Raw genomic sequence first — 11488 nt, forward strand, 5'->3', positions numbered from 1 at the left:
CTGCGAGCGGGCCAGGTGGTGGCGGCGGGTCGCGCGTTAAATCATTGAAACATCGGGTGCGCAACGGGCGGGTAGGCGGTTAGCTGAAGGGTAACTGCGGATGGAGGGAGCGCTGAATGGTTACGCGCAAGCCTCGATTGCGGACGGTTTCGGATGATCCGGCCCGAGTCGAATACCGAACCGTGCACGGATATCTCCGGGCGTATCGGGTGGCCGGGGACGGGCCGCCGCTGCTGTTGATCCATGGGATTGGGGACAATTCGTCGACCTGGAAGCCACTGATCCCGCTGCTGGCGCAGAAGTACACGGTGATCGCCCCGGATCTGCTCGGTCACGGGCTCTCGGATCAGCCGCGCGCTGACTATTCCGTCGCCGCGTTCGCCAACGGCATGCGAGATCTGCTGTCGGTCTTGAATTTTGACCGGGTGACGGTCATCGGGCACTCCTTGGGCGGCGGGGTGGCGATGCAGTTCTGCTACCAGTACCCACAGATGGTTGAGCGGCTGGTGTTGGTGGCCGCCGGCGGTGTAAAGCGTGAGGTCAACCCCGCGCTGCGCCTGGCGTCGCTGCCGGCCGCACCGCAGGCGCTGGCCGCACTTTCAGTGCCAGGATTTGAGACAGCGCTTCGGATGGTTCGGGGGCAGATCGACAAGATGGACCTGCCGGTGCTTCTGGTCGATCTGCCCGAGATTCTGCGGGTGCTCGGTGATTTGAGTTCGCCGAACAAGCGGGCGGCGTTCGTGCGGACGCTGCGCGCCGTGGTGGATTGGCGCGGGCAGATGGTCACCATGCTCGACCGCAGTTATCTCACCGAACGGCTCCCGATCATGATCGTCTGGGGCACCCACGATCTGGTGCTGCCGTATTCGCACGCCAAGCTCGCACACGCCGCTATGCCGCATTCGCGGCTGGAAACCTTCGTCGATTCCGGTCATTTCCCGTTCCGTGACGACCCGCTGCGGTTCGCCGACCTCGTCGACGACTTCATCACCAGCACGGTGCCGCTGGATTTCGACCTGGAACGGTGGCGTCGGCTGCTCACCGACGGAGCGGCCGACCCAGCGGTGGCGGATCCGGATGAGGAGTTGCTGCGCGCGTTGAGCGACGTCCGCAGCGCGACCTGACCCGCGGGGTCTGGCGTCATGACCGATGGTCTGAACGCGCCGAACGGGGGGAAACGGGCAGCGCCAGACTGCCCAGAACTACGCCCTCGTCGCCCTCGTCCGAGGGCTCGATTCCGAGGAGCGGCCCTCAGAATGTTGGCATCCGAACTGGGTCGGCGCAGTCGATCGTGGCCCCTGACCCGCGAGTTTCCATGCGTGCCCTCGTTCAAGCGTCACCGCGCCCGTCTTCCGCCGCGCTAGAATTCTGTACATGACTACGCTGCCGCTCGCTGAGGTGCGGGCCAACCTGTCCAAATTGGTGGATGAGGCCGTGCGCACGCATCAGCGGGTGGAGGTCACCAAGAACGGGCGCCGCGCCGCCGTGCTGATCAGCGCCGACGACTACGACTCTCTCATAGAGACGCTCGAGATTCTGGGTGATCGAGAAGCGATGGAGGCCATTCGCGAGGCGGACGCCGATATCGCGGCCGGCCGCGTCTACCCGCTTAACGAGGTGGAGGCCGAACTCCGTGCGAGGGGCATCATCACTTCATGACGTACCGGGTCGAGCTGACTCGGCGCGCCCGGCGAAGTTTGTGCGAGGAGCTTCCCGGGGTGGTCGCCGCGGCTTGTTGGGAGTTCATTCGCGGTCCGCTCGCCGAGAACCCGCAGAGGGTCGGCAAGCACCTGCGCGACGAGTTGGCTGATCGCTGGTCGGCGCGGCGCGGCGAGTTTCGGGTTGTCTACGAGATCCACGAGGACGTCGTCGTTGTCCGGGTTATCGACGTACGGCATCGTCGTGATGTGTATCGGTGACGGAACGTGGTGGAGTTTCGGTTTAACGTATAACGTTATTGACGAGATGCGTTATGCGATGGTCTCGTGATCAGATCGTTCGGCGACAAGGACACCGAGCGGATCTGGCAGGAGCGGTACGTCACGGGTGTGGATCGGACGATCCAGCGGGCGACGTTGCGGAAACTCGAACTGATCCACGCGGCCAAGGTCGTCGATGATCTTCGAATCCCTCCGGGCAACCGCTTGGAACGACTGGGCGGTGATCGTCGCGGACAGCACAGTGTCCGGGTGAACGATCAGTGGCGGATCTGCTTCGTCTGGAGAGAAGGAGGTGCAGAAGATGTCGAACTCGTCGACTACCACTGAGAATGATCGGATCGAGCCGATCCATCCGGGGGAGATCCTGATGGAGGACTTCATCGAGGGCTTTGGGATCACCCAGAACAAGCTGGCCGTGTCCATCGGTGTGCCGCCGCGTCGGATCAACGAGATCGTGCACGGCAAGCGTGGAATCACGGCCGACACGGCGATCCGTCTGGCGCGGTACTTCGGGACGTCGGAGGAGTTCTGGATGAACCTTCAGTCGCACTACGAACTCCGGACCGAGCGTCGTGCGCTGATGGATCAGGTCGAGGCCATCACGCCTCTGGAGCGTACGTAGCTGCTGATGACGGAAAGTCTTGCGGGTCAACGGATTCTCGTACGAGATGTGGTGCTTCGCTCATTGCGGGCCACGCGCGCGTCTGACCGCCCGGCTTCACCGCGATCACCTCTCCAAGGAGCGCGGAGAGCGCCGAACGAGAAGTCACCGACGTGTGTCTCGCCGGTGACCTCACCGCGACGGCGGTAGGGGAGGGTCATCCTCATGTCGGTGGTTGAGGTGATCTATCTGGTGGCGGCGCTGCTCTGGATTGTCGTGGTGGTGGCTGCGGCGTGCATCGGAGGCCACTACCTGGTGAAGCTTCGTGCCAGGCGGCGCCGGGTGACTGGGCTGATCGACACCGTGCGGCTGTCCATCGAGCGCGTCACCGTCCCGTACCGGGCAGTGGCCGCCGGCGGTGCCGTTGTTCTTCAGCGGATGGTTGCCGGAAGCAACGTCTTCGGGAGCGTCGCTCAGTTGATGATCTCGTCGAGCCCGTCAGCGCGCAACGCGGCCAGCCGATCACGCCATTCCTGAAGGGCCTCGGGTGTCAGTCGCGGCCAGTCAAGGATCTCTTCGACAACGACAAGCGGTGCACTGCTGCGATACGAGCGGGTCGGATTGCCGGGGAACTTCTTGTCGGTGACATTGGGGTCGTTCTCGAATTCCCCGGTCGGTTCGACGCGATACACCCGCGGCTCCCCGTCGCCGGCGGCGAGCTCGGCCGCCAGCCCTGCACCGCTGACCAGCGCGGTGAAGTAGATGTGGTTCATCACGATCTCGGGCCGGTAGTTGGACCGGAAGCCCGCGCTGAGCAGTTCACCAACCACCAGTTGAGCCTTGGTGCCGTGAAAGAACGGGCCTTCGTCGTCGATCGCGTCCATCGGTTAAAGGGTATCGACCCGCGCCCTGCGGATTCGTGGCTGCGTCGGCTCGGCCGGCAGCAACGCAGCCGGCCCGGTCGCGGCGTTAGGGTTGAGCTGTGGTCGCATCCGATGACCGTCAGAAGGCCGTCACGCAGCGCGAGGCGGAGCTGCTGCGGCGCGAGCGAGTCGCTGATGAACGAGATCGCGTCGCTGACCAGCGGGACCAGATCGCAGACACCCGCGAACAGGACGCAGACGATCGAGAGGCGCGTGCGGACGAGCGTGAGGGAGCAACTGCGCAGCGCGAGCGGGAGCGACTGCAACGCGTCGACGACCGAGCGGACCGTCAGCAAGCCGCGGCTAGGCGGGAGAACGCTGAAGTCAGGCGCGCGATGGCCCAGTCCCGGCGAGATCTGAACAACCAGCCGTAAGAACCTACAGCTGATATGTAGGCACTTCTTGTCAAGAGGCAGGTGAAAGCCGCCCTGGTTTGGCGCCAGGGCGGCTTTCGTTTGATCGGGATCAGTCGGCTGCGGCGGTCGTTGATCAACGACGGTGGTGTCAGACTGATATACGCGGGTTGGTTACCGCAAGACGATGGTTCGGCGCGAACGGTGGCTGCCCTCTAGGGACGGGCATCACATCAGCATTCAATGAATCCTGTTGCTGCTCATAGCTGTAACGCAGATCCGGTTCGCTTACCTCGCCGCCGACCGACTAATTCCGATCAAGCTTGAGGGGCAGCGCTCAGGTCAACGTGGCCAGCGACCAGCACCAGCCGGCAAGTTGGCGGGCAACCGCGACGTTGGCCACGACGTGCGGCTTCTTGCGTTCGTTGAAGCGGCACCACTGTTGATGCAGACGCCGGTTGCCGGCATGACCTCGAGCCTTGAGCGCGGGATCGACCTTGGCCCAGCGGGCCCGCATCGCCGGACCCGGGTTGCGGTAGGCAGCGCGGTGGTGCCAGGCTGCCTCGATCAACAGCCGGCGGACGTGGGCATTGCCTGCCTTGGTGATCGATCCCTGGACCCGAGAGGCGCCCGAGGAGTACTCGGTGGGTACTAAACCGACGTAGGCGCCGATCGAGGCACCGCTGAAGCGCGTCCAGTCACCGATCTCCACACTCAACGCCAATCCGGTCAGTGCTGAGATTCCCCGCAAGCATCCCAGCCGATCGACCGGATCGGCCCAGCGCGGCGAGGCCGCGATTGTGATGATCTGCTCGTCAAGGCGATCACGGGCCGCCGTGGCGGTCAGCACCGCATCGAAGTGGTGATCGAAAGCTGCGGCGGTGTGGCAGTCGGTGAAGCGTTGCCGCCGCAGCCAGGTTTCGTGTGTCCCGGTCCAGGCCTGCCCGCCGGAGTACACCCGGCCTTGGCGCAGCAGCAGTTTGGACAACCGGTGCCGAACCCGCATCAGATCGGCGCGGGCGTCTTCGCGGGCACGCACTAGATCGCGTACTGCCTCGACCTCAGCCTCGGGCACGGTGACCGCGGTGATCTCACCCAGGCGCAGCAGCCGGGTCAAGTGCGCTGCGTCGCGAGCGTCGGTCTTGACCCGATCACCACCAGGGCGAATCAACTTCGACGGTGCAGCGACCACGCAGTCGATCTGGGCGGCAGCCAGCGCCCGCGCCAACCCGAACCCCGTCGGCCCGGCCTCATAGGCCACCCGCACTGGAGCACGCAGCCGATGCAACCAATCGAGAATCTCGCCATAGTCCGGGCACAACCGTGCCCGCTCAACCTGACCCGTTCCTTCATCGACAGCATGCGCAACCACCGAAAGCGCGTGCACGTCCAACCCGACACTCGTACCGTTGAAACTCACCGGAGGCCTCCTGATCTGCAACTGTGGCTCTACCAGTGCGAGTGTTCACTCGACACCGGCAACCCACGTCCGATTGCAGCCCGAGGCCTTCGGCCTCAAGTCACCCCCATAGCGTCTAGGGGACGTTCGTCGTCACGATCACGTTGATCGAAATCAGCGTTGCGTGACGGCTACCAGATGACGGCGAGCCCGGCGGCCGTCAGGGCCAGCGCGCCCGCGGCGTAGAACAGCGGGCGAGGGGCTTCCCCACCTGACTTGCGTTGCCGGGCCCGGCCGATGCCCAGGACGGCGCCCAGGGCGATCAGGATCACCAGCTTGATCTCGATCTTGGGGTAGTTGAGCACCACTCCAGCGGGCCAGGGCGCGGCCAGCGCAAGTCCGGTCAGCAACGACAGCACCACGCCGTAGTCCATCACCGGGGTGAGCTGGAAGCGACGTGCCGCGGCTTCGGCGATCAATGCCCCGAAGGTCACCGCGAATCCGACGATGTGCAGCAGAACTATTACGTGTCGTAGTACCTCCACGTCGCTCAGGCTAGCCCCTGGCGGCGGCAAATGGTATTCGATCCGACGACCTGGTGGCCGCGTCGTTCGCCGACCTGAGGCGGGTCTCTACCCTTACCGGCATGACTTCTTCGACAACTCGCCTGGCCGCCGTCGTCGCCGCCACCAGTGACCCGGCCGCCGCCGACCCGGCCGGCTCCCAGGTCGTCTTCCGCGCCTCGGCCGTCGCGCATGATGCGGTGGCCAGCACGATCACCCTGGGCCAATACACGGTCGAAGTTGACGAGCCGCCGGCGCTCGGCGGTGAGAACACCGCCCCCAATCCGGTCGAGTACTACCTGGGGTCACTGCTGTCCTGCCAGGTGGTCACCTGGCGGTACTGGGCCGAGAAGCTGGGTATCGCGGTCGACGAGATCACCGGGCGCGCCGAGGGAGACCTGGACGTGCGCGGGTTCTTCGGGCTGGACGACGCAGTCCGCCCCGGCTTCAAGGAGGTGCGGGTGGTTGTCACCGTGACCGGCCCGGAAACCGAGGAGCGGTACCGGGAACTGCACCAGGTCGTCGAAAAGCACTGCCCGGTACTGGATTTGACCACTAACGTCACTCCGGTGCGCAGCACGCTGGAGATCGGGTAGCGCCCGTGATCTTCATCGTGGTCAAGTTCGCGGTCAAGCCGGAGTGGGCGGAGCGCTGGCCGCAGCTGGTGGCCGGCTTCACCGCGGCCACTCGCGCCGAGCCGGGCAACCTGTGGTTCGACTGGTCGCGCAGCCTGGAGAATCCAAACGAGTACGTGCTCGTCGAAGCCTTCCGGGACGGCGACGCCGGCAGTGCGCACGTCAACAGCGACCACTTCAAGCAGGCCATGGCCGACATGCCGCAGGCATTGGTGTCGACGCCGAAGATCATCAGCCAGCAGATCGACGCCACGGACTGGTCGGCGATGGGTGAGCTGACGGTCGATTAGCGCACGACGACAATCTCCCGGCCCAGCTGGTAACCGGGGGTCAGCGGCAGGATGTCGCCGCTCCAGAACGATCCGGGGTCGAACCAGTTGGAGCTCTTGTCGGTCGACAGCAATCCCATCTCCTCGTAGGTGATGGCCACCGTCTCGGCGCAGTACGCGGTCTGCAGTCCGACGCGGCTGTGGCGGGCCTTGCGCCGTTGGGTGATCTCGTGGACCTTGCGGTCCAGAAACGGGATGCCGCGCGTCCAGTCGCGCGCGGTCGGCAGCCGCCCCCGCAGCCACCGGCCCGTGAGCCGCGCTGTGGTGGGGAAGGCGGTGCCGTCCATCCGCGCGATCGCCTGCAGCAGGTGGTTCTCCTGCTTGCGGGTGATGGTCCCGCTGAGCTGACGGAACCAGCAGCGCTGCTCATAGCGGCCCATCCACTGTTCGACCGCGGCCCGGGCGTCGTTGAGCTGTACACCGCGGTGGTTGGTGCCGGTCCAGAAGTCGTGCAGCTTGTCGCCGAGCTCGGCATGCCAGATCAGCGGCGGCAGGTCATCGAGGGCCACCGTCATCCCGACGTGGTTCACCGGGGCATTGGACAGGGTTTGGATGGCGCGGTCCGGGCCGGAGCGGCCCCGGAAGAGCCAGATATCGCCGGTGCGCGTCTCGGCCAGCGCCCGCTCCAACGTCACTGTGTGTTCGTCCACGCTCAGCACCATAAAGTGTGAGCGTGCGCAGCATCTGGAAATGGATCGGCCTGGCGGGTGTGGTCGGGGTCGCCGCCGGCGGAGTGCTGGTGGCCCGGGACCAGCGACGGCGACGGGCCTACACGCCCGACGAAATCCGCGCACGGCTGCATGAGCGGCTGGCCGAGGCCGGCGGCGAAGACTAGCGCGGACTACTCCGTGGTGACGTCGACGGCATAGAGGCGGTGCGTGCCGGCGAAGCCCTTCAGCTCGGCATCGCGGCCGGCGCCGACGACGATGTCGTCGCATTCCTTGACGGCGTCGCGCACCGGTCCACTGATCAGGATCTGGCCGCCCTCGGCGGCAGCGGCCACTCGTGCGGCCATCGCGACGTTGCGTCCGAACAGGTCGTCACCGCGGCGCACCGAGCGGCCCATGTGTACGCCGATCCGGACCCGGATCGGGTGCTGCGGTTTACGCCCGCGTCGCGACGCCAGCGCGTGCTGGATGTCGATAGCACACCGCACCGCTTGGTCGGGTTGAGCGAAGGCGATCATGAAGCCGTCGCCCTGGCTCTTGACCACATGCCCGGAGTGCTGCGAGACCAGACGCTGCACCATCTCGTCGTGCCGGGCGATCAGCTTCACCCAGGCGCGATCGCCGATCCGCTCGTTGAGCGCGGTGGATCCTTCGATGTCGGTGAACAGCACCACCACGTGTCCGTTCGGGGTCAGGCGGGCCAGATCGGGACGTTCCACCTCCGCCCAGTCGGCGAGGTCTTCGATCGAACTGCGAACGGCCGCGCCGAATCCCTTCTTGCGCACCAGGTTTGCGGTCTGCCAGACGGTCTTGACGGCCTCACGTCCGCCGGTCAGCAGTAGGTTGCGGGTGTCGACCTGACTGCGCAGCGCCTCGTTCTCGGCGCGGACCGTCCGCAACTGACGGGTCAACACCGCCAGGGCGACGGCTTCGGTGAGCGCCACCGCCGCCAGCACACCGGCCGCCAGCAGCGTCGGCGTCAGCCATCCGATCCCGAACATTCAGCCGGACACGAACTCGACGACGGCCGCGCTGAAGGCATCGTTGTCGTCGCCGGCCGCGGTGTGCCCTGCGTCGGACAATTCGACGAGCCGCGCGCCCGGGACCTTGGAGAGGAAGTCCGCGACACCCTCGGCGCTGACCACGTCGGACAGCTTGCCGCGGATCAGCAGGATGGGGATCTGCAGGCCCATGGCGGCCGCCTCGATCTTCTCGGTGCGCAGCGCCGGGTCGTCGCCGGGTTTGGTCATCAGCGCGGGATCCCAGTGCCAGTACCATCGGCCGTCGCGGAACCGCAGATTCTTCTTCAGTCCCTCGGGGCTGCGGGGCTTGGTCCGGTGCGGCAGATACGCGGCCACCGCATCGGCGGCCTGTTCGAGGGAATCGAAGCCGTCGATGTGGCCGAACATGAAGTCGCGGATCCGGGCGCTGCCGTCCTTCTCGTAACGCGGCACCACGTCGACCAACACCAGCTTGGTCACCCGCTGCGGCCCGGCCTGATCGGCCACCAGAATGCCGGTCAGCCCGCCCATGCTCGCCCCGATCAGTGCCACCGGCCGGCCGATCGCCGTGATCACCGCGACTGCATCGGCGGTCAGCGTCTCGATGGCATAGTCGGCGTTCGGTGCGCGGTCGCTGTCGCCGTGGCCGCGGGTGTCGAGCGCGACGACGTGATAGCCCCGGTCGGCCAGGATCTGGCCGGTCTTGTGCCAGGAATGCCGATTCTGTCCACCGCCGTGCAGCATCACGATGCTCGGATGCTCAGCGGCTTCGGTGGCACCCCGGTTCCACTCGTCGGCGACCAGCGTTACTCCGCCGACGCCGTCGTACTCGACGGTCTGGGCTGTGCGCATCTCAAGATGGTAGATAGTTTGGACGACAGGGCGGACAGAAACGCCTGCCCGGGGTGGCCTGAGGGGTATGTGATGAGTGAACCGCGGTGGATCGATGTGTCTACGCCCGGGGTCGCGCTCAAGGCCTTGAGTTGGGGGACGCCGGGTGACCCGGTGGCGTTGTGCCTGCACGGGTTTCCCGACACCGCCTACGGCTGGCGCCGGTTGGCGCCGCGGCTGGTCGCGGCCGGCTGGCATGTGGTGGCGCCGTTCATGCGCGGCTACGCCCCGTCCGCGATCCCGGCCGACGGCAGCTACCACATCGGCGCGCTGATGGACGACGCACTGCGCGTGCACGCCGCCGTCGGCGGGACCGGTCGCGACGTGGTGATCGGGCATGACTGGGGCGCGATGGCCGCCACCGGGCTGGCTGCGATGCCGGACAGTCCGTTCACCAAGGCGGTGATCATGTCGGTGCCGCCACCGGCGGCGCTGCGCGCGGTCCGCGGGACAGACCGGCTCACCCTGGCCGGCTACCTGCCGGCGCAACTGCTGCGCAGCTGGTACATCAGTTACTTCCAACTGCCGTGGCTGCCGGACCACTCCGCCTCGTGGGTGCTGCCGCTGTTGTGGCGGCGGTGGTCGCCGGGGTATCCCGCCGAGGAGGATCTGCGGCACGTCGACGCGGCCATCGGAACGCCGGAGGGTTGGCGCGCCGCGCTTGGGCCGTACCGGGCGCTCCGCAGCCTGCGGGTTCCCGACCGCTACGCCGAGCTGCACCGACACTGGCTGCAGCTGCCACGGTTGCAGACCCTGTACCTGCACGGGCGCACCGACGGCTGCATGTCGCCGGGGTTCACGCGGTGGGTGGAACCGGCCTTGCCCGACGGGAGCGCCGTGGCCATCGTCGAGAACGCCGGCCACTTCCTGCAACTCGAACAGCCCGATGAGGTTGCGGATCGGGTGCTGCGATTCCTGACCTGATGCGTGCGCCGGCGCGCGGCCGGCTGATGACCGCGATCGACGCGCAGTTCTACTGGATGTCGGCGAAGATCCCCAGCGACCAGTTCCTGCTGTACGCCTTCGCCGGGGTGTCGGCCGACCTCGACGACGCCATCGCGGAGGTGCTCGACCGGGCCCGGGCGATCCCGGACCTGAGCATCCGGGTCGCCGACGCCGGTGTGCTGCGCTACCCGCGGTGGGTGCCGATCACCGAGCCCAGCGAGGACGTAGCCGCGAGCCGGCGTCGCGCCCCGGGCGACGGCTGGGCCGGTTGCCTGGATGCGGTGGTGGGCCTGGCCGGCGAGCAGCTCGACGTCCGGGTGAGGCCCTGGCGTTTGCACGTATTCGCACCGGTCCACGACATTCCCGGGCACCGCGGCGCGGGCACGGTGGCGGTGCTGCAAGTGGCGCATGCGCTGGCAGACGGCGGGCGGGCTTCAGCGTTGGCCGCCTGGCTGTTCGGCCGTGCCGCACCGGTGGCCCCGGTGCACACGCCGGCCCGCGGCTTCCTGCCGTGGCGCGCCGTTGTCGCGGCGCGCACCCACCGCAGCCGGGTCGACGACACTGCGGCGGGACTGCTGCCGCCCCCGGTCGGCGACCGCCCGCCGTTGGCCACCAACAACCGGCCGGCCGACGGCCGAGCAGTGCGCACCCTGGTGCGGCAGCGCAGCGAACTGAGCGGACCGAGCGTGACCGTGGCGGTGCTGTCGGCGGTGTCGGCGGCGCTGTCGGAGTATCTCGACGAACCCTGCGATGAACTGGGCGCCGAAGTGCCAATGGCCAAAGCCGGTGAGCGCCAAGCCCACAACCACTTCGGCAATATTCCGGTCGGGCTGTACCCGCTGCTGAGCCACGATGCCCGCTGCGAACGGATCGCCGCCGATATCGCAGGGGGCCGGCTTCGTGGTCGCCACCCTGCGTCGGTCGCGGCCGATCGGGCCTTCGCCGCGACACCCGCGGCGCTGCTGCGCTGGGGCGTCGACAATTTCGACCCCGACGCCCGGCCGGAGCGAGTCACCGGCAACACCGTGGTCTCCAGCGTGCACCGCGGCGCCGCGGACCTGCATTTCGGTGCGGCGCCGGTGCTGCTGACCGCGGGGTTCCCGGCGCTGTCCCCGGCGATGGGGCTGACCCATGGGGTGCACGGCATCGGCGACACCGTGGTGATTAGCGTGCATGCCGCCGAGTCAGCGATCGGCGATATCGAGGTATATCTGCGACTGCTGGACGCCGCGTTGTAGTT

At 67.1% G+C, this 11488-nt stretch carries 18 protein-coding genes; 12 read left to right on the forward strand and 6 right to left on the reverse strand.

The window, feature by feature from the left end:
- The first annotated feature begins 116 nt into the window (after positions 1-116).
- From K3U94_RS06025 to K3U94_RS06050, 6 genes are all read left to right on the forward strand, one after another.
- Positions 117-1124, forward strand: coding sequence for an alpha/beta fold hydrolase (locus tag K3U94_RS06025; protein ID WP_220695901.1), 1008 nt, complete (start codon positions 117-119; stop codon positions 1122-1124).
- Between the two features lie 250 nt (positions 1125-1374).
- Positions 1375-1659, forward strand: a complete 285-nt coding sequence (locus tag K3U94_RS06030) for a type II toxin-antitoxin system Phd/YefM family antitoxin (protein ID WP_047317649.1) — start codon at positions 1375-1377, stop codon at positions 1657-1659.
- Positions 1656-1919 carry a type II toxin-antitoxin system RelE family toxin gene (locus K3U94_RS06035; RefSeq protein WP_220695902.1) on the forward strand — a complete coding sequence of 88 codons (264 nt, stop codon included), beginning with the start codon at positions 1656-1658 and terminating at the stop codon, positions 1917-1919. The genes K3U94_RS06030 and K3U94_RS06035 overlap by 4 nt, the downstream gene beginning before the upstream one ends.
- Positions 1920-1985: 66 nt before the next feature.
- A complete protein-coding gene (locus tag K3U94_RS06040) occupies positions 1986-2267 on the forward strand; it encodes a type II toxin-antitoxin system RelE/ParE family toxin (protein ID WP_220695903.1) in 282 nt (93 codons plus the stop codon).
- A complete protein-coding gene (locus tag K3U94_RS06045) occupies positions 2242-2562 on the forward strand; it encodes a HigA family addiction module antitoxin (RefSeq protein ID WP_220695904.1) in 321 nt (106 codons plus the stop codon). Before K3U94_RS06040 ends, K3U94_RS06045 begins: the two co-directional genes overlap by 26 nt.
- Positions 2563-2766: 204 nt before the next feature.
- Positions 2767-3078: a hypothetical protein gene (locus K3U94_RS06050; RefSeq protein ID WP_220695905.1), complete on the forward strand. Its 312-nt coding sequence runs from the start codon at positions 2767-2769 to the stop codon at positions 3076-3078.
- Here the strand turns inward: K3U94_RS06050 and arr are convergent.
- The gene (arr, locus tag K3U94_RS06055) at positions 3015-3425 is read right to left on the reverse strand and encodes an NAD(+)--rifampin ADP-ribosyltransferase (protein ID WP_220695906.1); all 411 of its coding nucleotides are present in this window, start codon (positions 3423-3425) and stop codon (positions 3015-3017) included. The genes K3U94_RS06050 and arr overlap by 64 nt on opposite strands.
- A gap of 98 nt (positions 3426-3523) precedes the next feature.
- On the opposite strand from arr, the gene K3U94_RS06060 reads away from it, so the two are divergent.
- Complete coding sequence (locus tag K3U94_RS06060; protein ID WP_220695907.1) at positions 3524-3838, forward strand: hypothetical protein; 315 nt, start codon at positions 3524-3526, stop codon at positions 3836-3838.
- Between the two features lie 316 nt (positions 3839-4154).
- On the opposite strand, the gene K3U94_RS06065 is transcribed toward K3U94_RS06060, so the two are convergent.
- The gene (locus K3U94_RS06065; protein WP_220695908.1) at positions 4155-5237 is read right to left on the reverse strand and encodes an IS110 family RNA-guided transposase; all 1083 of its coding nucleotides are present in this window, start codon (positions 5235-5237) and stop codon (positions 4155-4157) included.
- Between the two features lie 170 nt (positions 5238-5407).
- Positions 5408-5761 carry a hypothetical protein gene (locus K3U94_RS06070; protein WP_046283854.1) on the reverse strand — a complete coding sequence of 118 codons (354 nt, stop codon included), beginning with the start codon at positions 5759-5761 and terminating at the stop codon, positions 5408-5410.
- Positions 5762-5862: 101 nt separating this feature from the next.
- Between K3U94_RS06070 and K3U94_RS06075 the strand changes: the two genes are divergently transcribed.
- Positions 5863-6375, forward strand: coding sequence for an OsmC family protein (locus K3U94_RS06075; protein WP_047317223.1), 513 nt, complete (start codon positions 5863-5865; stop codon positions 6373-6375).
- A gap of 5 nt (positions 6376-6380) precedes the next feature.
- On the forward strand, positions 6381-6704 hold the full coding sequence (locus K3U94_RS06080) for a putative quinol monooxygenase (RefSeq protein ID WP_220695909.1): 324 nt from the start codon (positions 6381-6383) through the stop codon (positions 6702-6704).
- Here the strand turns inward: K3U94_RS06080 and K3U94_RS06085 are convergent.
- Complete coding sequence (locus K3U94_RS06085) at positions 6701-7405, reverse strand: guanylate cyclase (protein ID WP_220695910.1); 705 nt, start codon at positions 7403-7405, stop codon at positions 6701-6703. The genes K3U94_RS06080 and K3U94_RS06085 overlap by 4 nt on opposite strands.
- 11 nt (positions 7406-7416) lie before the next feature.
- Here K3U94_RS06085 and K3U94_RS06090 point away from each other — a divergent pair, with 11 nt between their 5' ends.
- Positions 7417-7578 (forward strand): hypothetical protein, encoded by a 162-nt coding sequence (locus K3U94_RS06090; RefSeq protein WP_109519456.1) that lies wholly within the window; start codon positions 7417-7419, stop codon positions 7576-7578.
- Positions 7579-7584: 6 nt separating this feature from the next.
- Here the strand turns inward: K3U94_RS06090 and K3U94_RS06095 are convergent, their stop codons facing one another.
- Both K3U94_RS06095 and K3U94_RS06100 read right to left on the reverse strand, forming a co-directional pair.
- A complete protein-coding gene (locus K3U94_RS06095; RefSeq protein WP_220695911.1) occupies positions 7585-8412 on the reverse strand; it encodes an adenylate/guanylate cyclase domain-containing protein in 828 nt (275 codons plus the stop codon).
- Complete coding sequence (locus tag K3U94_RS06100) at positions 8413-9264, reverse strand: alpha/beta fold hydrolase (RefSeq protein ID WP_220695912.1); 852 nt, start codon at positions 9262-9264, stop codon at positions 8413-8415.
- Positions 9265-9336: 72 nt separating this feature from the next.
- Between K3U94_RS06100 and K3U94_RS06105 the strand changes: the two genes are divergently transcribed.
- Positions 9337-10227, forward strand: coding sequence for an alpha/beta fold hydrolase (locus K3U94_RS06105; RefSeq protein ID WP_220695913.1), 891 nt, complete (start codon positions 9337-9339; stop codon positions 10225-10227).
- Positions 10227-11486: a WS/DGAT/MGAT family O-acyltransferase gene (locus K3U94_RS06110; RefSeq protein ID WP_434084905.1), complete on the forward strand. Its 1260-nt coding sequence runs from the start codon at positions 10227-10229 to the stop codon at positions 11484-11486. The genes K3U94_RS06105 and K3U94_RS06110 overlap by 1 nt, the downstream gene beginning before the upstream one ends.
- The last annotated feature ends 2 nt before the right edge of the window (positions 11487-11488 follow it).

The organism is Mycolicibacter heraklionensis, assembly GCF_019645815.1.
Lineage (GTDB): Bacteria > Actinomycetota > Actinomycetes > Mycobacteriales > Mycobacteriaceae > Mycobacterium > Mycobacterium heraklionense.